This window comes from Ferrimonas pelagia (assembly GCF_039543565.1).
GTDB classification, from domain to species: domain Bacteria; phylum Pseudomonadota; class Gammaproteobacteria; order Enterobacterales; family Shewanellaceae; genus Ferrimonas; species Ferrimonas pelagia.
In genome coordinates this window covers 56,626-79,245 of record NZ_BAABJZ010000107.1, presented here as the reverse complement: position 1 = coordinate 79,245, position 22,620 = coordinate 56,626, and the positions used below count along the sequence as shown (strand labels likewise).

At 55.0% G+C, this 22,620-nt stretch carries 23 protein-coding genes and 4 tRNA genes; 17 read left to right on the top strand and 10 right to left on the bottom strand.

Features of this window, described 5'->3' with window-relative positions; translation table 11 throughout:
- Positions 1–13 precede the first annotated feature (13 nt).
- Positions 14–1,813: an SLC13 family permease gene (locus ABEA08_RS21620; RefSeq protein ID WP_345337530.1), complete on the top strand. Its 1,800-nt coding sequence runs from the start codon at positions 14–16 to the stop codon at positions 1,811–1,813.
- A 430-nt stretch (positions 1,814–2,243) separates the two neighbouring features.
- Here ABEA08_RS21620 and ABEA08_RS21615 read toward each other — a convergent pair.
- The 4 genes from ABEA08_RS21615 to ABEA08_RS21600 all read right to left on the bottom strand — a co-directional run bounded on the left by ABEA08_RS21615 (position 2,244) and on the right by ABEA08_RS21600 (position 3,931).
- Positions 2,244–2,334 (bottom strand) — tRNA-Ser (locus ABEA08_RS21615).
- A 284-nt stretch (positions 2,335–2,618) separates the two neighbouring features.
- Positions 2,619–2,709, bottom strand: a tRNA-Ser gene (locus ABEA08_RS21610).
- Between the two features lie 583 nt (positions 2,710–3,292).
- Positions 3,293–3,383 (bottom strand) — tRNA-Ser (locus ABEA08_RS21605).
- 457 nt (positions 3,384–3,840) lie between these two features.
- Positions 3,841–3,931 (bottom strand) — tRNA-Ser (locus tag ABEA08_RS21600).
- 205 nt (positions 3,932–4,136) lie between these two features.
- Between ABEA08_RS21600 and ABEA08_RS21595 the strand changes: the two genes are divergently transcribed.
- The 8 genes from ABEA08_RS21595 (at position 4,137) to ABEA08_RS21560 (ending at position 9,600) form a co-directional block, all read left to right on the top strand.
- Positions 4,137–4,793 carry a Bax inhibitor-1/YccA family protein gene (locus ABEA08_RS21595; protein ID WP_345337529.1) on the top strand — a complete coding sequence of 219 codons (657 nt, stop codon included), beginning with the start codon at positions 4,137–4,139 and terminating at the stop codon, positions 4,791–4,793.
- Positions 4,794–4,859: 66 nt separating this feature from the next.
- Positions 4,860–5,249: a sulfurtransferase complex subunit TusD gene (tusD, locus tag ABEA08_RS21590; protein WP_345337528.1), complete on the top strand. Its 390-nt coding sequence runs from the start codon at positions 4,860–4,862 to the stop codon at positions 5,247–5,249.
- Positions 5,250–5,253: 4 nt separating this feature from the next.
- Entirely contained in the window at positions 5,254–5,610 is a 357-nt protein-coding gene (gene tusC / locus ABEA08_RS21585; protein WP_345337527.1) for a sulfurtransferase complex subunit TusC, read from the top strand.
- Positions 5,607–5,894, top strand: coding sequence for a sulfurtransferase complex subunit TusB (gene tusB / locus ABEA08_RS21580; protein WP_345337526.1), 288 nt, complete (start codon positions 5,607–5,609; stop codon positions 5,892–5,894). Before tusC ends, tusB begins: the two co-directional genes overlap by 4 nt.
- 4 nt (positions 5,895–5,898) lie before the next feature.
- Positions 5,899–6,225 carry a TusE/DsrC/DsvC family sulfur relay protein gene (locus tag ABEA08_RS21575; RefSeq protein WP_345337525.1) on the top strand — a complete coding sequence of 109 codons (327 nt, stop codon included), beginning with the start codon at positions 5,899–5,901 and terminating at the stop codon, positions 6,223–6,225.
- Positions 6,226–6,410: 185 nt separating this feature from the next.
- Positions 6,411–6,647, top strand: coding sequence for a chaperone NapD (locus ABEA08_RS21570; protein WP_345337524.1), 237 nt, complete (start codon positions 6,411–6,413; stop codon positions 6,645–6,647).
- Positions 6,648–6,658: 11 nt separating this feature from the next.
- Positions 6,659–9,139, top strand: coding sequence for a nitrate reductase catalytic subunit NapA (gene napA, locus ABEA08_RS21565; protein WP_345337523.1), 2,481 nt, complete (start codon positions 6,659–6,661; stop codon positions 9,137–9,139).
- The gene (locus ABEA08_RS21560) at positions 9,136–9,600 is read left to right on the top strand and encodes a nitrate reductase cytochrome c-type subunit (protein WP_345337522.1); all 465 of its coding nucleotides are present in this window, start codon (positions 9,136–9,138) and stop codon (positions 9,598–9,600) included. The genes napA and ABEA08_RS21560 overlap by 4 nt, the downstream gene beginning before the upstream one ends.
- Positions 9,601–9,737: 137 nt before the next feature.
- On the opposite strand, the gene ABEA08_RS21555 is transcribed toward ABEA08_RS21560, so the two are convergent.
- The 3 genes from ABEA08_RS21555 to nrdD all read right to left on the bottom strand — a co-directional run bounded on the left by ABEA08_RS21555 (position 9,738) and on the right by nrdD (position 13,182).
- Positions 9,738–10,424, bottom strand: a complete 687-nt coding sequence (locus ABEA08_RS21555) for an NAD-dependent epimerase/dehydratase family protein (RefSeq protein ID WP_345337521.1) — start codon at positions 10,422–10,424, stop codon at positions 9,738–9,740.
- Between the two features lie 86 nt (positions 10,425–10,510).
- Positions 10,511–10,981 carry an anaerobic ribonucleoside-triphosphate reductase-activating protein gene (gene nrdG, locus ABEA08_RS21550; protein WP_345337520.1) on the bottom strand — a complete coding sequence of 157 codons (471 nt, stop codon included), beginning with the start codon at positions 10,979–10,981 and terminating at the stop codon, positions 10,511–10,513.
- A 74-nt stretch (positions 10,982–11,055) separates the two neighbouring features.
- A complete protein-coding gene (gene nrdD, locus ABEA08_RS21545) occupies positions 11,056–13,182 on the bottom strand; it encodes an anaerobic ribonucleoside-triphosphate reductase (protein ID WP_345337599.1) in 2,127 nt (708 codons plus the stop codon).
- Between the two features lie 333 nt (positions 13,183–13,515).
- Here nrdD and ABEA08_RS21540 point away from each other — a divergent pair, with 333 nt between their 5' ends.
- The 5 genes from ABEA08_RS21540 to ABEA08_RS21520 all read left to right on the top strand — a co-directional run bounded on the left by ABEA08_RS21540 (position 13,516) and on the right by ABEA08_RS21520 (position 17,306).
- Positions 13,516–14,298, top strand: a complete 783-nt coding sequence (locus tag ABEA08_RS21540) for a M90 family metallopeptidase (protein ID WP_345337519.1) — start codon at positions 13,516–13,518, stop codon at positions 14,296–14,298.
- Between the two features lie 279 nt (positions 14,299–14,577).
- On the top strand, positions 14,578–15,354 hold the full coding sequence (locus ABEA08_RS21535) for a DUF2589 domain-containing protein (RefSeq protein ID WP_345337518.1): 777 nt from the start codon (positions 14,578–14,580) through the stop codon (positions 15,352–15,354).
- Positions 15,355–15,422: 68 nt separating this feature from the next.
- Positions 15,423–16,277: a hypothetical protein gene (locus tag ABEA08_RS21530; RefSeq protein WP_345337517.1), complete on the top strand. Its 855-nt coding sequence runs from the start codon at positions 15,423–15,425 to the stop codon at positions 16,275–16,277.
- Between the two features lie 3 nt (positions 16,278–16,280).
- On the top strand, positions 16,281–16,937 hold the full coding sequence (locus ABEA08_RS21525; protein WP_345337516.1) for a hypothetical protein: 657 nt from the start codon (positions 16,281–16,283) through the stop codon (positions 16,935–16,937).
- A gap of 57 nt (positions 16,938–16,994) precedes the next feature.
- Entirely contained in the window at positions 16,995–17,306 is a 312-nt protein-coding gene (locus tag ABEA08_RS21520) for a hypothetical protein (protein ID WP_345337515.1), read from the top strand.
- Positions 17,307–17,370: 64 nt separating this feature from the next.
- Here ABEA08_RS21520 and ABEA08_RS21515 read toward each other — a convergent pair whose 3' ends face one another.
- A complete protein-coding gene (locus tag ABEA08_RS21515; RefSeq protein ID WP_345337514.1) occupies positions 17,371–18,696 on the bottom strand; it encodes an alkaline phosphatase in 1,326 nt (441 codons plus the stop codon).
- A 228-nt stretch (positions 18,697–18,924) separates the two neighbouring features.
- On the opposite strand from ABEA08_RS21515, the gene ABEA08_RS21510 reads away from it, so the two are divergent.
- From ABEA08_RS21510 to ABEA08_RS21500, 3 genes are all read left to right on the top strand, one after another.
- Positions 18,925–19,638 (top strand): metallophosphoesterase, encoded by a 714-nt coding sequence (locus ABEA08_RS21510; RefSeq protein ID WP_345337513.1) that lies wholly within the window; start codon positions 18,925–18,927, stop codon positions 19,636–19,638.
- A 222-nt stretch (positions 19,639–19,860) separates the two neighbouring features.
- Complete coding sequence (gene trhA / locus ABEA08_RS21505) at positions 19,861–20,508, top strand: PAQR family membrane homeostasis protein TrhA (RefSeq protein ID WP_345337512.1); 648 nt, start codon at positions 19,861–19,863, stop codon at positions 20,506–20,508.
- Positions 20,509–20,744: 236 nt separating this feature from the next.
- Positions 20,745–21,008, top strand: a complete 264-nt coding sequence (locus tag ABEA08_RS21500) for an Lpp/OprI family alanine-zipper lipoprotein (protein ID WP_345337511.1) — start codon at positions 20,745–20,747, stop codon at positions 21,006–21,008.
- 55 nt (positions 21,009–21,063) lie between these two features.
- On the opposite strand, the gene ABEA08_RS21495 is transcribed toward ABEA08_RS21500, so the two are convergent.
- Positions 21,064–21,951, bottom strand: coding sequence for a L,D-transpeptidase family protein (locus ABEA08_RS21495; protein ID WP_345337510.1), 888 nt, complete (start codon positions 21,949–21,951; stop codon positions 21,064–21,066).
- A gap of 110 nt (positions 21,952–22,061) precedes the next feature.
- A complete protein-coding gene (locus ABEA08_RS21490) occupies positions 22,062–22,538 on the bottom strand; it encodes an Hsp20/alpha crystallin family protein (RefSeq protein ID WP_345337509.1) in 477 nt (158 codons plus the stop codon).
- Positions 22,539–22,620 lie beyond the last annotated feature (82 nt).

Below are 22,620 nucleotides of genomic sequence, written 5' to 3'. Positions count from 1 at the left end.
CACGGGATCGCACATGAGTCATCCGCAACTGCTGTTAATGCTCCTCGCTGCATCAACCTTGGCGGCTTTTCTCTTCAGTCGCTGGCGCCACGATCTCATCGCCATGTCGGCACTGCTCGGCGCCGTACTGCTTGGCTTGGTACCCATGGCCGATGCCTTTATGGGCTTCGCCCACCCTGCGGTGATCACGGTCGCGTGCGTGCTCATCCTCAGTTATGGCCTGCAACGCACCGGCGTGATCGATAGCCTGATCCACACCCTATTGCCTGCGCAAGCGAGCGTGGGTTGGCACCTGCTGCTGTTGATGTTGCTTGGCGCCGTCATGTCCGCTTTCATCAATAACGTCGGCGCCATGGCAATGATGATCCCGATCGCGCTCAAACTGGCACAACAGCACGAGCTTCCCGCGGCCCGATTGCTGATGCCACTCTCCTTTGCCACGATTCTCGGTGGCATGACCACCCTAATCGGTACCCCACCCAACCTGATCGTCTCCGGCTTTCGCGCCGATCACCTCGGCAACGGCTTCGCCCTGTTCGACTTCAGTGCGGTCGGACTGGTCGTTGCTTTGGCAGGGATCAGCCTGGTGCTGCTGTTGAGCCGTTGGTTGATCCCCGCTCGCGCCACCAGCTCGTTCGATCAATTTCGCACCGGCGCCTACCGATTCGAAGCGCGGATCCCGCCCGAGCACAAGCTGATCGGTCAGCGATTGTCGGATCTGGAGCAAGCGCTCGAGTCCAGTGACAGTCAGATCATCGGCATGATGCGTAATCACGTCGCCGTGTTCGCACCCGCGCCCGAGCGCTTGTTAAAGGCCGAAGACGTCATCATGTTGGAGTCGGATCCTGAAACCATCGCCACGACCTTGTCGCAACTGGGTCTGCTACTGGAAACCGCCAAACCGGAAGAGAAAACGGACGATAGCGAGCAGCAAGCGGACGCCAGCCCGCTGGATAAAGAGATCCGCACCCATGAATGGGTGATCATGCCCGGGGCATTAATGGCCGGACGCACCGCGAAACAGATCGGCGTCTATCGCCGATTTGGCTTACTGCTTCTCGCACTGTCCCGTCAGGGCCAACCGACCAATCGCCGACTGCGCTCAACCGTGTTTCAAGCGGGGGATCTCGTACTGCTGCAAGGCCCAAGCGAGTCTATGGCCGCATTCGCCCAGCGCTATGGCCTTGCCCCTTTAGCACCGCGTGCCATCCATATTCCCGAGCGCAGCAAGGCATGGCTGGCCTCGCTCATTATGCTACTGGCTATCAGCTCCATGGTGCTGGGTTGGCTCTCTGCCGCCGTCGCCTTTGCCGCTGCCGTCGTGCTCTATGCCGTGATAGGGATCGTCCCTCTCCGAGAGATCTACAGTGCCATCGAAGGTTCTACCATCGTCCTGATCGCCGCACTGTTTCCGGTCGCCGCCGCCATGAGCGCCACAGGCACCGCCGATCTCTTGGCGGATCTGGTGTTCAGCCACCTCAGCCAAGCGCCACCTGCCCTGCTGATCGCCGGGATCATGGTGATCACCATGACCCTATCTGATTTTATGAATAATGCCGCGACCGCCGCCATCATGTGCCCGATCGCCCTCAGTGGGGCTCAACAGCTTGGATTGAATGCAGACAGCTTCCTGATGGCGGTCGCCATCGGTGCATCATGCGCGTTTCTCACGCCCATAGGGCACCAGAATAATACCCTGATCCTCGGACCTGCCGGCCTCCGATTTGGTGATTACTGGCGCCTAGGATTGCCATTAGAACTGCTGATCATCGCTCTCGCCGTGCCCATGCTGCTATGGCGCTGGCCGCTGTAACGCCCTGCTGCGCACCAAGATCGAAAAAGCCCGCATCCGTCTTGTGGTGGTACAGACAATGATGCGGGCTTCGTCTTATATGGCGGAGGGGGGATTGGACCGTTCACAAGCTCACTCGCCGTCGTGCCTCCGGCGTCAGTCGCTGCGCGCCTACCAAGCCCAGACTAAGGCTCTACATCCCCATCTCACCTTCTCTTTGACTTAGAGATCGAAAAAGCCCGCATCACTTTGCAATGATGCGGGCTTCGTCTTATATGGCGGAGGGGGGATTGGACCGTTCGCAAGCTCACTCGCCGTCGTGCCTCCGGCGTCAGTCGCTGCGCTCCTTGCGAACCCTGGCTAGGGCTCTACACCCCCATCCCTCCTTCTCTGTGACTGAAAGATTGAAAAAGCCCGCATCACTCTGCAATGATGCGGGCTTCGTCTTATATGGCGGAGGGATAGGGATTTGAACCCTAGAGGGGCTATAAACCCCTGCCGGTTTTCAAGACCGGTGCATTCGACCACTCTGCCATCCCTCCGTTGCTGGGTACAATACTGCCCACAGTTTCCGGTGTAAATACCTGAAAAGCCGTTTGAATAACGAATAGCCGACTTTTGCTCACTTTCACATCCATGAACAAACAACCGATGAAAACATCTTCAACAATGCGCACGCATAACCAGATTTACCCAAAGCTGAGCATCTTGCTGTCACCACCTAGCAAGCTCTGGCTAGGGCTCTGCATCCCCTTCCCTCGTACTCTTTGACTGAGAGATCGAAAAAGCCCGCATCATTCTGCAATGATGCGGGCTTCGTCTTATATGGCGGAGGGATAGGGATTTGAACCCTAGAGGGGCTATAAACCCCTGCCGGTTTTCAAGACCGGTGCATTCGACCACTCTGCCATCCCTCCGACGGATTGGGATAATAGTGTCCGCGTTCGCTGCTGTAAACCCCTATCTCTGGTGATTGGCGAGGAATAGAGCGATCACAGGTTCTTTTTGTTGTTCTGATGCAATATCAACCAAGGCGTGAACTCTTCCCTGTAAGACACGTCGGCCTGACACCGTTGGCCGACATACCAATGGCCGATCTGGGGAAAGCCCCCATTCAGGAAGGTCAGGGAGCGGGACGATAGAAAAGCCACAAGTCGCTCAACCGTCGAAAACAATCACCCTCTACTCAACGTTGGCTTAGCAAGGCCTCGGCCACTCCAGACGTGAACGCTGCACCTCCATCCCTGTTTTTCGTTGACTTGAAGATCGAAAAAGCCCGCATCCGTCTTCTAATGGTGCAGACAATGATGCAGGCTTCGTCAAAGTTGGCGGAAGGGGGGATCGGACCGTTTGCAAGCTCACTCGCCGTGTGCCTCCGGCGTCAATCGCTGCGCACCTAGCAAGCCCAGACTAGGGCTCTACATCCCCATCTCACCTTCTCTTTGACTTAAAGATCGAAAAAGCCCGCATCATTTTGAATGATGCGGGCTTCATCAAATATGGCGGAGGGATAGGGATTTGAACCCTAGAGGGGCTATAAACCCCTGCCGGTTTTCAAGACCGGTGCATTCGACCACTCTGCCATCCCTCCGTTGCTGCGTACAATACTGTCCCTGACTTCTGGTGTAAACACCTGAAAAACCGTTTGAATAACGAATCGGCGACTTTTGCTCACTTTCGCATCTGTGAACGAACGCCCGATGAAAATATCGTCAGCAATGCTGCACGCATAAACAGATTTACCCCAAGCTGAGCGTCACCGCCTAGCATTACCTGGCCTAGCCCCATCCCTCGCTCTCTTCGACTTGAAGAGCGAAAAAAGCCCGCATCCGTCTTCTGGTGGTCCAGACAATGATGCGGGCTTCGTCAAGGTTGGCGGAGCGGGGATTGGACCGCTCGCAAGCTCACTCGCCGTCGTGCCTCCGGCGTCAGTCGCTGCGCGCCTTGCGAACCCTGGCTAGGGCTCTGCATCCCCATCCCTCTTTCTCTTTGACTTAAAGATCGAAAAAGCCCGCATCATTTTGCAATGATGCGGGCTTCGTCAAAGTTGGCGGAGGGATAGGGATTTGAACCCTAGAGGGGCTATAAACCCCTGCCGGTTTTCAAGACCGGTGCATTCGACCACTCTGCCATCCCTCCGACGGATTGGATAATAGAGAAACCCATATTTGGTGTAAAGCCCTATTTAATGAAAGGCTTATCAACCGAATGGATTTTATTCAACTTTGCTAAGCTGTACCCAATCTGTTCGCATAATCACGATTTTCTAATGCAACCTATCTCATTTGAGGTAGTCTAAACCTTGTCTTTCTAAAACGCGCCTAACAACAAGGAGCTTTGAACTATGGAAACCCGTCACTTCGAGACGGCGAGTGCCCACAGCGGCGTTGCCGTGAACAAGGTACTGCGTAACACCTACATCTTACTGGCGATGACACTGACCTTTGCAGCCGCAATGGCCGGTATCGCAATGACCTTTAATCTGCCTCACCCTGGGTTGATCATCACCCTGGTGGGTTTCTATGGCTTGATGTTCCTGATCCATAAGAATGCCAATAGCGCCGCGGCGATCCCACTGGTGTTCGCATTCACCGGTTTCTTAGGTTACACCCTCGGTCCTATCCTAAGCGCCTATTTAGGTGCTGGAATGGGCGATGTGGTTCTTACCGCCTTTGGTGGCACAGCACTGGTCTTCTTTGGTCTCTCTGCCTATGTGCTGATGACCGGTAAAGATATGTCCTTTATGGGCGGCATGATGCAGGCCGGCTTCTGGGTGATCCTGGCAATGTTCATTGCCAATCTGTTTTTGAACATTCCAGCTCTGTCCATGGCGCTCAGCGCCGTATTCATCCTGTTCTCGTCCGGTGCCATCCTGATGCAGACCAGTGCTATCATCCATGGCGGCGAACGCAACTACGTGATGGCCACCGTCACCCTGTTCGTTTCGATCTACAACATCTTCTTGAGCTTGCTGAGCCTGCTCGGAATGTCTAACGACTAAACATCGTATTTTCGATTACAATCAGGCCCTCAGCTTAAGATAAAAGCAGAGGGCCTTTTTATTGTTATGAATAAATTTGTACTTTTCGTTAATGGCCCCGCTTACGGTAGCCAGCACGCCTACACCGCCTTGCGATTCGCTCAGGCTGCACTGACCGCGGGACACCAAGTCCGCCAGGTGTTCTTTTATCAGGACGGCGTACATAACGCCTCTCGCCTACTCTGCCCTGCCAGCGATGAATTTGATATTGCACAGCAATGGCAGTTGTTGCATCAACAAGGCATCGAGTTGATCAGCTGCGTCTCCGCCGGATTGCGCCGCGGTGTCATTGATGCGGAAGCCGCTGAGGACTCAGAGCGTGACAGCACCAACTTAGCCGCGTCCTTTGTTCTCGGTGGGCTCGGTGAATTCATCAGTGCGTCCGCCGAAGCGGATCGTGTGCTTCAATTCGGGTAAATCCATGACACAACTCGCTATCGTCTATCGCACCGTACCGCACGGCAACAGCAAGGGTCGCGAGGCCCTCGACCTCACCTTACTCGCCGCCAGCTATGAGGTTGAAACCGCGGTTTTCTTCATTGCAGATGGGATCTACCAATTGCTCAAAAACCAGCAACCGGGGGTGATCGACAGCAAAGATCACATCGCCACGTATCGCGCGCTGCCCATGTACGATGTCGAGCAGATCTACATATGTGCCGAGTCCATGCAGCAGCGCGACATTGAACTGACGGATCTGATCATCCCGGCGCAGCCCCTCGAGCCAGAGCAACTACGGCAGCAACTCTTTCAAAGCAAACAGGTACTGACGTTTTGACCGTACTCAATACCCTTAGCCAACCCGCACTCAGTCCGCAAGGCCTCAAAGATACCTTGGCGCTGCTGCGGCCCAACGACACCCTGCTATTGCTTCAGGATGCCGTCGTGATGGCGTGCCAGCCACGGTTTACCGAAACATTAGCCGACTTTGAACTCTACGTTTTGTCCGACGATCTCACCGCGCGAGGTCTTGCGCTGTGCGCCAATAGCCCGGCAAAACTGATAGACTATGCCGGTTTCGTGGCACTGAGTTGCCAACATCAGAATCAAGTCACTTGGTAGCAACATGATTTTTAATGGTATAGAGATCCCAACCGACAAACAGGGTTACCTGTTAGACAGCAATCAATGGCAAGCGGAAATGGGCCCGATACTGGCCAAAGCCGAGGGGATTACCCTGACCGATGCCCATTGGGAAGTGGTCAATTTCGTGCGCGAATTCTATCTCGAATTCAACACCAGCCCGGCGATCCGGGTTCTGGTCAAGGCGATGGCGCAACGCTTTGGTGAAGAGAAAGGCAATAGTAAATACCTGTTTAAGCTCTTCCCCAAAGGGCCGGCCAAGCAAGCCACCAAGATCGCCGGGCTACCAAAACCCGCTCGCTGCCTGTAGTCAGTCCCACCTCCCCACAAGCCGAACCCACGTTCGGCTTTTTTAGGCTCAATTTACCGAACCTGCGGCCTCGGCGTCGCCAGTTCGCCTCAAGACCTGAGCATTCGGAGATCGATATCAATCATCGAACAAGCAAACATCGTTTTTTTTTCTAGACTTAGCCTGACTGCAAATAGGGAATGTTTATGGATTATCACGTTGCTAGCCTTATACTTGAGCTCACCCCCAGCCGGCGAGACACCGTACTTCAATATATCAATCAGCTCGAAGGTGCCGAAGTTCATGGCCTTAGTGACGACCACCAACTGGTGGTCACGCTCGAGGGAGAGCAGAATGTGTTATCTCGAATGGAAGCGATGCACACCATCCCTGGGGTGATCTCTGTTTCATTGGTCAGCCATCATATAGAGCCTGCTTGCTAGGAGTCGTATTCGTGAGTATTGATCGTCGCCAATTCATCAAAGCCCAAGCTGCTCTCGCTGCCGCTTCTGTCGCGGGCATTAGCCTGCCGGCTCACCTCGCCAAAGCGGCCCAAGCCCCCAGTAGGATCCTCTGGCAAAAAGCGCCTTGTCGATTTTGTGGCGTGGGTTGCTCGGTGTTAGTGGGTACGCAAGGAAATCGAGTCGTCGCTACCCAAGCCGATCCAAAGTCGCCAGTCAACCAAGGCCGTACCTGTGTAAAGGGCTATTTCCTGCCTAAGATCATGTATGGAGACGACCGTCTTCAGCAGCCGCTGCTGCGAATGAAAGATGGGAAGTTTCACAAACAAGGCGATCTGACGCCAGTCAGCTGGGACACGGCGTTCGATGTGATGGCCAGCAAATGGAAAAAGGCACTCAAGGACAAAGGGCCCAATGGCGTAGGCATGTTTGGCTCGGGGCAATGGACCATTTGGGAAGGCTATGCCGCGGTTAAGATGATGAAGGCGGGCTTTCGCTCCAATAACATCGAGCCCAATGCCCGCCACTGCATGGCCTCGGCCGTGGTCGGTTTTTTGCGCGCCTTTGGCATCGATGAACCTATGGGCTGCTACGACGACTTCGAACATGCGGATGTATTCGTCTTATGGGGCTCGAACGCCGCTGAAATGCATCCCGTATTGTGGCAACGCATGGCGGATCGAAAACTCAGTCACCCTCAAACCGAATTTCATGTCCTTTCCACCTTCGAACATCGAAGCTTCGACATGGCCGATAACGCTATGGTGATGAAGCCTCAGTCCGATCTGGTGATCCTCAATTACATCGCTAACTACCTCATCGAACACGACGCGGTGGATCAGGACTTCATCAAAGAGCATTGCAACTTCACCAAGGCAGCGGAAGACATCGGCTACGGCCTGCGCCCGGATCACCCACTGGAGAAGGCGGCAGCCAACCCCGGCGATGGCAGCATGAGTCCTATCGACTTCGAGGCCTATGCGACGCTGATGAGCGAATACACCCTAGAAAAAGCCCACCAAATGTCCGGCGTCCCCAAAGCTCAGCTCGAATCGCTGGCTAAAGCCTACGCCGATCCCGATACCAAGGTGATGAGCCTGTGGTGTATGGGCATTAATCAACACGTGCGTGGGGTCTGGGCTAATAACGCCATCTACAATCTGCACCTGCTCACCGGCAAGATCTGCCAGCCTGGCAACTCGCCCTTCTCACTCACGGGCCAACCTTCGGCCTGCGGCACGGCGCGCGAGGTCGGTACCTTTGCTCACCGTCTGCCCGCCGACATGCTAGTCGCCAATGACAAGCATCGGGCATTGGCGGAAGAGATCTGGCAGCTACCCGAAGGTACCATCAACCCCAAACCAGGGCCCCATGCGGTGCTGCAAAACCGGATGCTCAAAGACGGGGAAACCAACGTCTATTGGGTACAGTGCAACAACAACATGCAAGCCGGTCCCAATACCAACGAGGAAGCCCTGCCCGGCTACCTTAATCCCGACAATTTCATCGTCGTTTCCGATCCCTACCCTACGGTCACGGCCATGGTGGCCGATCTGGTGCTGCCCACCGCCATGTGGGTAGAAAAAGAGGGCGGTACCGGCAATGCCGAGCGGCGCACCCACTTCTGGCACCAGATGGTCACAGCCCCAGGCGGCAGCCGCTCGGATCTCTGGCAGGTCATGGAGTTTTGTAAGCGTTTCACCGCGGATGAGGTCTGGCCGCCAGAATTGCTAGCGAAAGCCCCCCAATACCAAGGGAAAACGCTTTATGAGGTGTTGTTTGCTAACGAACAAGTCGACCGGTTCCCGCGCGAGCAGTGCCTATCGCCACTCAATGATGAGTCCGATCACTTTGGCTATTACGTGCAAAAAGGCTTGTTTGAGGAGTACGCGCGTTTTGGCCGCGGACATGCGCACGATCTCGACGATTTCGATAACTATCACACCAATCGCGGCAAACGCTGGCCCGTCGTCGATGGCAAGGAGACACGCTGGCGTTACACCAACAGCGACGATCCCTACGCAAGCGCTGCGGTCGACTTCTATGGCAAGGGAGACGGCAAAGCCCTGATCATCGCCAACCCGTATGAGCCACCAGTTGAAAGCCCCGACGAGGAATACGATCTGTGGCTGACCACGGGCCGAGTGCTCGAACACTGGCACACGGCGACCATGACCGGCCGCGTGCCAGAGCTCAAGCAAGCTTACCCCAATGCCAAGGTCTACATGCACGCGAACGATGCCAAAGCACGCGGTTTAACCCATGGCGATGAGATCATCGTGACCAGTCGACGCGGTGAGGTTCGCTCTCGAGTCGCGACCAAAGGCAGGAATCGATGTCCGGAGGGTCTGGTATTTATGGCCTTTTTCGATGCCAGTCAGCTCGTCAACAAACTGCTGATCGACGCCACTGATCCGCTATCGAAGGAGACCGATTTTAAAAAGTGCGCGGTTAACGTGAGGAAGGTCGGATGAAAGCCAGAATTCAAAACCAACTGAGCGCAATGCTTGCTGCACTGGTGATCACGCTCGTGGGCTGTAGCGAGCCCGCCGCTAATACCAATAGTTCGGCAGCCCCCGCCAATATTCACTCGTTACGTGGCAAGACCCCGGTAACAGAGCAAGCTCCAGCGCCGGCCTTGGCCAGCTACCCAGGCAAAGGCACCATGATAGCGCGCACTTATCAGCATCAACCGCCGTTGATCCCCCATAAACCCGACTACCCGATCACCATGAAACGTAATATGTGTCAAAACTGTCACGGCCTCGATGCCAAGATCGACGCGCCCAGTACACACTATTCCCACTTTGCTGACGACAGTGAACTCAAGGGCGGTTTCTACTTTTGTAACTCCTGCCATGTTGCCCAAGCAGAGAATGTCGAGTCTAGCAGCATCGTCGGCAATCAATTTCACGCGCCCGGCTATCCTCAATAACAAACGCGCCTGAGTTTCATGGGAAACTCAGGCGCGATACCGTCACAAGGCCAAGAGCTTCCCCTTCAAGCTGTCGAGGCTTAATCACGTGTGATTAAGCCGCAAAGACGCTAATAGGAGAAGCAGCAATGAACCCCTTAACCGTTGGACGTGGCCGTTATATCACGCTCTGACCGCTCATGGCGCTGGATCTGGCCTGAGCCGATCCTATGTCGACCCGGACGATTCTCTCTGCCGAGGGTATGCATCAAACTCGCCAATTGCTTCACAGGGATCGGCGACCAACTGTCGCTGCCCGGTAGCCAATCGAAGGCCGTTAAGACGCGCGCGCCGATCCCTTCCCTCACGCGCCGCTCACCGCGCTCCCCGACCAACACCGACGGGCGATACAGATACAGTCCGGGTAGTCCAAAAGCAGACAAGGCCTGCTCCATCTCGCCTTTGGTACGCAAATAAAAGCTGCGACTGGTGGGATCAGCCCCGATGGAGCTGATAGCGTGCATGGTTTCAACCCCGTGGTTCTTACCCCAGCGCCCCAGCGCAACGACTGCGTCGAGATCGACCGCGCGAAACGCCGCTTGCGAGCCGGCTTTCTTCAGGGTGGTACCCAGGCAACAATAGATCTCGGCGATCGGTGAGCGAACGGTCAGATCGACGATCCGCGACAAAGGCAGAATGTGCTCGATCACCTTCTCGTGATCTCGCCAATGGGTGGTACGGCGGGACAACAAATGCACCACATCGTAATGGTCATCAGCCAACAACTGGTTGACTAAGGCGCTGCCGGTGGCGCCTGTCGCTCCGGCAACGAGTACGGCTCTCATCTGGGCGAACTCTACTAACTTATCAAGACCGGTAAGCTTAGTCAGCGACGGGCCCATGGACAAGATAAATAGCCTTCATTTTCAGATTATTGTGGCTTTATCCAGTGGATCATCTGATTGCTGCTACCGCGCCATTGCAGCGTGGCATCTTTTTTCGCCAACTCGAACTTACCGTCGATCACCACATCGAGCAGATCGACCACTTCACGTTGCTGCGCCGTCAGCGTCGCCAAGGTGTAACCGGTCCAGGCCCAGAGATCTTTGCCCGGCGCTTCAGCTCTGACGCGTTTCACCAGACGCAGAACCTCTGTGAGATTAGCCGGATGCAGCGGATCCCCGCCCGACAGCGACAAACCGCGACGTTTGATCCGCGGATTATTCAGATCGGCAATGATCCGATCCGCCATCGCTTCGGTAAACGGCTCCCCTGAGTCCAATCGCCAGGTTGATTGGTTATAACAGCCACGACACGCGTGTTCACACCCGGCGACAAACAGGGTGCAGCGCGTGCCGGGCCCATTGATCACATCAACCGGGTAATAGGCGTGATAATTCATACGCTTTCCTCACTAAACACTGAGCCCTGATCGATGATCAGGGCTCAAGAGAACGTCAGAGATACTGTGCCGGGTTACAGGTGTTTAACCCGACGCTTAACCTCTTCCTGTTTGCCCTCATTGAAGGGGCGTGCATCCGGGCTACCCAGATAACCACAAACGCGACGCGTGACTGACACCTTGGCGGGATCCGAGTTACCGCAGTTAGGACAGACAAAACCCTTGCTGGTACATTCAAACTCACCGGTGTGACCACAATCGTAGCACTCATCGATCGGCGTATTGGTGCCATAGTAGGGCACGCGACTGTACGCGTAATCCCAGACGTTCTCTAGCGCCTCGACATTGTGTTGCATGTTCGGGTATTCACCATAACTGATGAAGCCACCGGAGGTGATCGCCGGATACGGCATCTCAAAGTCGATCTTGTCATACGGGTTCACCTTCTTCTCCACATCCAAGTGGAAGCTGTTGGTGTAGTATCCCTTGTCCGTTACCCCGTCGACCAAACCAAACGACTTGGTGTCGATCTTACAAAAGCGGGTACACAGGTTTTCGCTCGGGGTACTGTACAAACTGAAACCGTAACCGGTTTCCGCCGTCCATTGTTCCACCGCTTTCTTTAGGTACTTCACCACCGCCAGCGCTTTTTCTCGAAGCTCAGCCGAATCAAACACGTGCGCCTGCTCGTCACCCTGACCGAACAAGGCATTGATGGTTTCGTGCAGACCGATATAGCCCAATGAGATCGAAGCCCGGCCGTTTTTGAAGATCTCGGTGATCTCATCGTCCGCCTGCAAACGCACGCCACAAGCCCCTTCCATATACAGGATGGGGGCGACCCGCGCCTTCACGCCCTGCAAACGTTCGATCCGTGTCATCAAGGCACGACGCGCCAGCACCAAGCGCTCATCCAGCAAACGATAAAACGCCTGCTCATCGCCTTTCGCTTCGATGGCGACCCGTGGCAAGTTCAATGAAACCACACCCAGATTGTTACGGCCTTCATGCTCTAACTGCCCCTCTTTCTCAAAGGCGCTAAGGAAGGAGCGACAACCCATCGGGTTTTTAAACGAGCCGGTCACTTCCACGACTTTGTCGTAGTTGAGGATATCCGGGTACATCCGCTTGGTGGCACATTCCAGCGCCAACTGCTTAATGTCGTAATTGGCATCGCCGGGCTGATGGTTATGGCCACTCTTGATGGCAAACACCAGTTTCGGGAAAACCGCCGTCTTCTTGTTCTTACCCAAACCGGCGATCCGGTTGCGCAAGATCGACTGTTGGATCAAGCGCGCTTCCCAGCTGCTGCCCAAACCAAAACCAAAGGTCACAAACGGCGTCTGACCATTGGCGGTGTGCAAGGTGTTCACCTCATACTCCAACGATTGGAATGCGTCGTAACACTCCTTCTCCGTGCGCGCTTCGGCATAGGCTTCCGGCTGCGGGATCTGCCATTCCTGCGCCACTTGCAGGTGCTTGTCGTAGCTGGTCTTCACATAGGGGGCCAGCACCTCGTCGATACGGTTGATGGTGGTACCGCCGTAGATATGGCTGGCAACCTGGGCAATGATCTGCGCCGTCACCGCGGTGGCCGTTGAGATAGAGCGAGGCGTGTCGATCTCGGCATTGCCCATCTTAAAGCCGCCGGTCAACATCCCTTTCAGATCGATCAACATGCAGTTGAACATCGGGAAGAACGGTGCGTAATCGAGATCGTGATAGTGGATCTCACCACGTTCGTGGGCTTCAACTACGTCACGAGGCAGAATGTGGCGGCAAGCATAATGCTTGGCCACGATCCCCGCCAACAGATCACGCTGAGTCGGGATCACCTTGGCGTCTTTATTGGCGTTCTCATTCAACAGCGCCGAGTTGCTTTGCTCGACCAAGCCACGGATCTCTTGGTTCAAGTGGCTGGCGCGTTCACGGGAGATATCGCGATCATGACGGTACTCGATGTAGGAGCGAGCCACCTCTTTGAACGGCCCCTCCATCAACACATTCTCCACCGCGTCTTGAATGCGATGGATCGCCACTTCACCAGCCTGAGCCAGTTCCTGTGTGACCGTATCGGCAACCTGCTGAGCGTAGCGAACATCGCTACAACCCGCGGCGGCGGCCGCGCGCAAAACGGCATGCATAATACGTTCGCTGTCGAAAGGCGAACGGCATCCGTCTCGCTTGATCACAACTGGCATCATTCTTCACTCCTATGATTGATTAGAGACCAAAACACCACATGTAGTTGCTAAAAGTTTAGCCGACACTACATATGGTGCACCATTAGACCCGTTCCAAACCCAATTAGGAAGTGATCAAGATCAATAAACAGTGCGTTGGCTTAGATTACGAACAGAGAACGTCGATGACACAAACGGCGACATCGGAAGGCGGCGCACTATAGCGAAAAGCCCCTTCCTCTGCACCCTAAAACCACCGATACTTGTCGCCGATCACCCTACGGAGAAATCAATCTTGATCTACCATTTTCTTTCCCTACCGCCCCTCACAATGGCCGCTGTGAAAAAATGTTGAACTGGTTTAAACGGCGTGCAGATCCGGCCTCAACCCAGCCCCGCCCCGAATGGGCCTGCCAATTGCAGCGACTGCCGATCTTGGCTGGATTAAGCGCCGCTGAGCAAGAGCGCTTGATCGCGTTAGGCCAACAATTTATGGCGTCAAAACGCTTTTCCACCATCGGCGACGATAACGGCTTAGAAGCAACAACCTGCATCCTAGTCAGCCTCATGGCCGCTTTGCCCGTACTGCACCTTAGCCTGGCGCACTATGCCACCTTCTATGAAGTCCGCCTCTACCGCGATGAATTTCCCTCCCTACCCGGTGCAATGGACAGCAATGGTGTAGTTCATGACGACGTGGAGTGGCTCGCTGGCGAGGCCTGGGAGCAGGGGCCCGTCTTGCTCTCTATGCCAGATCTTCAACACAGCGGAGATTGGACTGGGTTTAATCTGGTGATCCACGAGCTGGCCCACAAACTCGATATGGCCAGTGGTGAGATCAATGGCTGCCCACCGATGGCATTCGCACAGTTGGCCAACTGGCAGCATCAATTGACGCAAGCCTTCAGCCTGTTTCAGCAACAAGTCGAACACGCGGAGCAAAACAACCTATGCCTGCAAGGCTTGCCCATGGATCCGTACGGACTGGAGAGCGATGACGAATTCTTTGCCGTCAGTTGCGAGGCCTTCTTTACCCGGCCCCGACCGCTGCGCGACGCTTTGCCCGATTGGTACCAGCAATTGGCACTGTATTTTCGTCAAGATCCGATCCAGCGTGCCCCCACCGCAACGTAACAACACCCCGTCACTCAAACCGCCAAGCTAACCGCTGGCTGGCGCTGTAATTTGCGACAGGTTTACGCCCTAAGCCCCACTGTTAGATTCAAATAAGGCTTTACTTAACACGCACTCACACCGTGCTTGGCCAAGCGCTATTGGCACTCGGCCAAACGCTGTGACTGCAAGTGACATCGGAGCCTGCCAGCAACCCAGTGGCAGCGCTTGCTCTCACGCCGCTTTGTCGCACGACAAAACGGCCGGTAAACACCCTACAGTGAATGACAGGAGTCAATTATGGCTGTCGATGGACGCGAACTTGCCAGTTTGGATTTTGGCAACCTTATCGGTGGGCCGCTCAACGCAGTGGTCGAATCCCAAGCGAAATCAGCAATCACCACCGCCAACTTCATTAAAGAAGTGGGCTTTAAAGAGGACGGCTCGATCGTTAATGTCGATTTCTCCTACAATCGGCGCGATGAAGAGGGGCGCGATCAGCAATTTACCTTGACGGTCCCCTTCCTGACCATGCTGCCGATCCCCTATATCACGGTGGATCAGGCCGAGATCGAGTTTAACGCCAAGATCACCTCCACCAAAGAAAACAACATGTCGTCGAACTTCAAACAGCAAGTCGATGCCAGCGCGGGCGGAAGCTGGTGGTTTGCTCGCGCATCCGTTAAGTCAAAAACCTCTTACCAGCGCCAAAGCAGCAGCACGGAGCAGGAGAAACGCACCTTCGACATGCGCGTCAACGTCAAGGCGCGCAATGCCGACACCCCAGCCGGTACCGAACGCCTGCTGACCATTCTTGAAAATACCATTGAAGAGAAAGGCGGCCAGGTGCTTTCTGTATCCGGCACGATCCTGAGCTACGACAGTGCCAACCAAAGTGTGGTGCTCAGTAGCGCGAATGGCATCGCGTCCAACTGGAAGCTCCATGTCAACGGCACCGATATCGGAGACATGACACTCGTCCCAGCCGATCCAACCGCGACGCCGCCCATTGCGCCAAATACCTATAAGCTAACAGCAGCACCAAGCCAAGGCGACAGCTTCGAAGCCAAAGCCTGATGACGAAAAAATACAGAGCCATTGGAGCCTCCGCTTCAATGGCTCTGTTTAACACAAGGACTTGAACGATGGCCGATGAACCCACTCCCCAACTGAACGATGTGTTAGGTGCGCTGGTCTCCGGTGTCGCCCACGCGCGCCGGGTTGCGGACTCAGAAGTAATGCGGATCGCCCGCTTCTATCGCAATCATGAACACCTCAATGGCTTAACGGTACCTCGTCTGCGGATCGACCGGATCGCCATCGATCTGCCCATCCTGGTCGATAGGGTCGTCCCTGCGGTGAACGCCAAATGGCATGCGCCATCTGATATCGCCGCCCAGTCCCGCCAACACCTAACCGAGTCGGTGCAGGCGATGAAGCAGTTGCTCGCACAGGGCCATCACGAACTCGAACCTGACATCGCCGGTCTGGCGCTAAAACTCATTGAACTGATCACCCCAACCTGGCTCGACGACTTTGAAAAGTTACAAGCCTCACGCCTGCAGTTGCTGATCAACCTGATGAAGCGCACCGCTGCGGCCGAAGCGGCCTCAGATGTGATGATCCAAGACGAGGTCGGCCACTCCACCGAAGAACTGCTGCGCAGTCTGCTCAAAGAACTTTTGGTCACGCTGGTGGACAAAAACCACGACAGCAAAAGCAACGGCAGTGGTCACTCCGCGTTGATAGAGAACACCATGGTCAGCGACGCCATCACCAAACTGATCCAAGATATTCGAAGCCGTACCGAGCAAAACTGTCTGCTCACCGCCACGACTCCTGCTGGGTTGGATGTCCGAGTCGATACCGAAGCGATCAAAAACGCCGGCAGCCCCAACTCAATGACCCGCCTGCGCATGGTGCTCACCGAAGAAGGCTTGGAATGGTCGACTGAGGAAAACGACGACGGCGACGTCAAATGGAAACTACTGCCTGAGTAAACCATGATTTTATGCATCCAGTTGGAAAAGATCACTGAGTACCTGAAGACACTGGCGCCCCTGATCGATCGCTATAAAGCCGGTGACTATGGCTTTACCGTCAAGGCCATCGACTGGCTGGAAGCCACCGAAAAACTGATGAGTGAGCTGCGCCTGCCCGAAGGCGCAGAGCTCTCGGCCCTGCGCGCTCAGATCCTCAAAGCGGGTGATCTGGCACAAGACGATGAAGGTAAGCGTTCGCGCAGCGCCATCCGCCGCGCCTGCAGCGCTGCCGCTGCCGACGCTCTGCAGCGGGCAGAGCAGATCTTGCGTCATCGTCAGGGCGCAGCAGAGGACAAGCTACAACACTTTGAAGACAAACTATGCGAAGCGGTCACTGCGGCAGTGTTGGTGGATGCCGTCCCTACCCCGCCCACGACGCCGCGAACACTCTGGCTGCAACAGGCGTGGACCGCTCTCAGTCAGCATCAATCGATCCGTCCCACCACGGTCTACCTGGCGACCTCACTGTTCTCCGCCGATAGAATGTTCTTGCTCGATCGCGTCATGAACCGCTTGTTTGAGAAAGAGCTCAGTGTGCACCAGAGCGCGGCGCCGACTAGCCCAGATCTGGTCTCACGCTCGGCGCAAAACAAACTGCCGCCGTCCAATAAACACTGAGGCCAAACCGAAAAAACTGAACTATAGTTGGGCGTTTCAATCTGACTGGTAGATTTGATGTCACATCCAAGCCCAGAGCAGCTTGAATGGATGCAATGCCCGCCTCTTAATTACCAACTACCCTATACCTTTGAAAACGGACTAAACTTCAATGGTTTCAACGCTCAGTGCAGTGGCTGCCATCAGCCTATTGAGCTGGAACAACTGCGCGGCAGTCTCAGCGCCATCGGCTTGGATCGCTGCCTGCTCAGCGCCCGAGGCTACTGCGACGCGTGTGACGGGATCACGTGCTACGACTTCATTCTCACCGCAACTGATCAACTCAATGTCGAGCCACTGCCGCGCCAGAGCACGACTCAGCCACTATGAACCTTCAACGCAAAACGGCCACCGTTACCGGTGGCCGTTTGTTCCTGAACGATTAAAGCACTGCTCAGTCGCCTTGCATCAGACCCATGATCTTCTTAGCAATATCCGTGTTGTTCTGGTAACCGATAAACGCTTCGGCTCCGGCACCATAGGCCATCACATTCACATCCACCCCAGTATGGCCACTGGTCGTCCAACCTGTATAGGAGTATTTGGCCACCTGCTTTGAAATGGCGTCGGATAGGGCATATTTACTTTCTCCTTCCAACTGTACGCTTCGAGCCGCTTCCAGCTCAGCATAGTCCGCCTCACTGAGCTCAAGCTTGGCGTACTGCGACCAGATCGCCTCTACCGGCTGCGTCTTGGCTTCAACCATCGCTTCGGCAATAAAGCTTGCGGTTCGCTCAACCTGGTTCACCACCGTCGGTAACCACTGATATTCACCACCAGCGCCGAGCGTTAGACCACCGGTAGAGTGATCAGCGGTGATCACCAACAAGGTATCCGGGTTTTGATCGACGAAGGCCTTTGCGCTTTCAATCGCACCTGCAAAATCATGCATTTCACCGAGCGCACAGCGAATGTCATTGCCATGACCACACCAATCGATCAGGCTACCCTCTACCATTAAGAAAAAACCTTCTTCCTTAGTAGATAGCAGCTCCAGCGCCTTATCAGTCATCAGCTTTAATCGATCAGGATGCTCCGTATCGATCGCATATGGCATCCCCTTCTCCGCCATCAGCGCCATCGCTGGCAAAGACTGCAGCTGCTGCATCTGCGCCATGTCCCATGCCTGCTCAAAACCCAGCTCCTTTAACTGATCGGCCAATCCGCCCTTTTCACGGGAAAAATACGTCTGTCCACCGCCGATCATCAGATCCAACATGGTCTTATCCGCGATCCGCTTATTGACGTATTGCTCGGCGATCACATCGTACATCCGCCGGCTCGCCACGTTCGCGACAAATCCCGCCGGTGTGGCGTGATTGACCTGAGACGTGGCAACCACCCCTGTACTCAAACCCGCTTCTCGGGCTTGCTCCAACATGGTCCGCACCGGCAGTTTATCGCCATCCACGCCGATGGCACCGTTATAGCTTTTCACGCCGGACGCCAACGCCGTCGCTGACGCCGCCGAATCCGTCACCCAAGTATCATCATTCGGATAGGTGGCCGCAGCGCCGACCATCAACTCATCAAAGATAGTCGGAACAACAGCATTGCCGGGCTGGCCTGCAACGTCATAACGATGCGCCGTCACAAAGGCCGGTCCCATACCGTCACCAATCATAAAAATGACATTTTTAACCGCTACATCTTGCTGTACCTGTGTCGTGGTACAACCCGCTAACACCGCACTGCACGCCAGCACTGTCCATTTGTTCATCGTTGTCATCATTGCGTCTTAAATTCATTCCAATTCAAACGGCTAAGAACACAACCGCCTTAGAGTAAGGCAAGACTACTGCACGGGCAAAGACAACACAAAGCGCCTGATAGATCTTTACCGATAGACAACTCAACGCAGCACAGAGCCGCGCCGGCCAAGCACGCCGGCAGCGCAACAGGGGAAAGATCCCCACCAACCGACAACAAATGGTATAGCCTTAACTGCATGAGCCAGATCCAGATCCTTCAATGTCCCGGGCGCGCCTTTTTTGTGGGCGATCTGCACGGCGAGTTTGCCAAACTTCAGATCGCACTCAAACAGTGCCAATTTGATCCGCTCCAGGGCGATCAGCTGTTCTGTGTGGGCGATCTGATCGATCGCGGGCCGGACAGCTTGGGATGTTTGTCCTTGGTGAGCCAGCCTTGGTTCCACGCCATACAAGGCAACCATGAACGTATGATGCTCGACGCCATTGAAGGCGACGCCGAACAACAGGCGCTTTGGCATGATGCGGGAGGGGATTGGTATCAGTCGCTAACCCCAGAGCTGCAAGACCATGCGGCCAATCTGGCATTGCACTGGCTACACCCCATGCCATTGATCCTGGAGGTTGAATTACCCCAGTTGAACGCGCGGATCGGTCTCATTCATGCGGATTGTCCCGGCAACGACTGGCGCGCTTTAGCGGCGCAAGCGCACGCTGGACTCGACCGACGTGACACCGCTATCTGCCAATGGTCACGCGACACGCTCAATCACATGAGCCAAGGCAAATACCCGGCCCCTATCCAAGGTATCGACGCTGTCGTATTTGGTCACACCCCGCAAAGCATGATCCGAAGCCACGGCAACCGAGTGTGGTTGGATACCGGAGCGGGCTATCAGCGAGGTCACCTCTCTTTGCTCAGTGCCGAGCAAGTGTTGGAGATCTTGCGCTGATCTTCCTTAATCACCACTCATGCCCCATAGGCTAAGTGCGCGCACCGCTCCTAGGAACGTCCACAGGCTTGCATCAACCTGACTAACAAAGATCGGACGCGGCTTGCCGACATCAGTCAGTCCCATCATATCGAAGGATCCAGACAATCATAACCAGCGAACACTTGTACGCTGAAACAATACTGGTAAGATGAGCAAAAAAACACCCCGTAAGGACGCACCATGACTGCCAGGCCATATTCAACCGGCGAAGAGATCGCCAATGCCGTTTCACATGGATTAGGGGTTGCCGCAGCGATCGTTGGCCTCACTCTGATGCTCACCAAAGGGATCAGCGTGCTCAATAGTGCCGGGATCCTTGCCATCAGCGTCTACGGCGCCAGCATGATCCTGATGTTCCTCAGCTCAACGCTATACCACAGCCTGCAACACGCCGGGGCCAAGGCCATCTTCAAGCGCCTGGATCACTGTGCCATCTATCTATTGATCGCTGGCAGCTACACGCCCTTTCTGCTCATCGCATTAAACAGCGCACAAGCCTGGTCACTCCTACTGGTCATCTGGGGGTTAGCGTTCGCCGGCGTGATCTTTAAAGCCTTCTTTATCAACCGATTCAAAAGACTCGCTCTGTTCACCTATCTTGCCATGGGCTGGGCCAGCCTAGTGATCATCTGGCAGATCTATCAAGCCTTACCTTTGCCCGGCTTTATCCTGCTGCTGGCCGGGGGCCTCAGCTACAGCCTCGGCACGCTATTTTATGCTGCCAAACAATACCCCTATACCCACGCTATCTGGCACCTGTTTGTTTTGGGCGGCGCCACTTGTCATTGCATCGCCGTCGCGCTCTATGTGATCCCCAACCCGGCGTAGCACACAGAATCACCACACGGGTAAGGGTTCTCATCGAAAAGCGCAAGTAAATAACCCTTTGCTCATAAAACCCTCATAATTGGCACACAAATGTAAAAGTTTTTATTGGCAAAGACTTATCAGGTATGCCAACCTTGAGACGGCGAATTTTTATGCCATACTTGACGGCGCAACACAGTCAATGCGAGGTCGAAAAAGACTCGCTGTCGTTGCCGCACCAATATTAAGGAGAGGATATGAAAGCGAAATTGTTGGTCGGTTTGGCCATGAGTGGCCTGCTGTTTGGTTGTGCAAATACTGCAGAACTGGAATCTCAGGTTCAATCTCTGTCAAACAAGGTTGACTCTCTGGCCGATCAGGTTGGTGCTCTGCGCTCTGATCACGCTGAAATGAACGCCGATATCAAAGCAGCAAAATCTGCAGCGATGGAAGCTCAAGAAGAAGCCGCTCGTGCGAACGCTCGCATCGACAACATGGCTTCCGGTTACCGTAAAAAGTGATCTGAGTTTCTGCCGTCACCGAGGCTCGCCAAATGGCGAGCCTTTTTAATGCGCGCTATTTGATCCTTTGTGGCAAACCGGACTGTGCAGCCAACACCTGCTGCAAACGCGCAGGTTGCAGCTTTTCCAGTTGTGCCCGAACCCGAGGATCAATATCCAGCGACTTTTGCTCACGGGACAGCTCAACGTCTGCAGATAGCGGCTCATGCACCTCGATATACCAGCCGTCGGTTTCCTCCGCGATCTTCACCACCTCATTAACAATGGTGACGGGCTCACCGACCCGCACCATATCGAACAGGTGTTCGATATCATCGGGCCGAAGTCGAATGCATCCCGCACTCACGCGCATGCCGATCCCGAAATCCTGATTGGTTCCGTGGATCAAATACTCGCCATTGCCAAAACCCAGCCGTAAGGCTCTATGACCTAAAGGGTTATCCGGCCCTGGCTGAAACACGCGGGGCATTTGTGTTCCATTCTCGGCAAACCAATTACGACGCGTCGTCTCCGTCGGCGTCCAAGTTGGGTTCTTGCGTTTTTGGCTGACACGCGTCGTGCCCAGCGGCGTCTCACGGCCGATCACCCCGATCCCGATCGGATAGACATGCACCCGGCCGCGCGCGTTATCAAAGTAATACAGCCGTAACTCAGCCAAATTAATCACGATCCCTTTGCGCTCAACATCGGGTAACAGCATCTGGGACGGCAGCTGCACCACAGTGCCTGGCGTCGGCAACAAAGGATCCACCTCCGGATTCGCCGCGATCAAGGCCAACAACCCCATATTGTATTGCTGTGCGATCGCATCCAATGACTGGCCCTTTTCGACCCGGTGCTCCATCGCAAAACCGATCAAGCGGCTATCGGATTGCGGCGCCGTATAGATCGCCGCCTGCAACGGCAGCGACAGAGAAAGAATGAAAAACAACAGAGTGCGCACTAAAGGGATCTCCGGCTAAAACGAAGCTTCATTCTAACAGCCCGATGGGGGTAATGCAGGAGAGAACCCAAAAGCGCCCACAAGAAGCGTGAGCCCTTTAGCAGAACGGATCAATGATCTACATTGATCTTAATGACCTTTTGCTTGGCCTGAGCGTCAGCCGGTTTGTAGATCGTCACCCTCAACACCCCATCCCGATAGCTGGCACGAATAGGATCCGTCTCGGTCACGACAAAGGGCAAGGCGATCATACGTTGGTACGTGCCATACTGGCGCTCGACCAGATGATAGCCTTCCTCCTTCTCGGTCTGCGTTTCCCGCTCGCGTTTGACGGTTAACAACAAGCGATCGCCGTAACACTGCAGCTCAATATCGGCTTCGGCTAAACCCGGCAGATCAGCGCTGATCTCCAGCTGATCCTTCCGCTCTTTCATATCGACCGCCGGAACCATCAGATCGGAGCGGCCCGCTCGAGTTGCCCCAAACGGCCATGGCTGCTCCAGATCGTCGAGCAAACGGCCAAACGGATTGTGCCATTGATCCAAGGCGCTACCAGGATCAAACAGACTGAGGGATCCGCGACGCATAACCCACCGCCAATCCATCGTCCACCTCTTCTGTAGATAGGGATCAGGCGGCAGCAAACCTCAAGTCGAACCCTTGATCTCA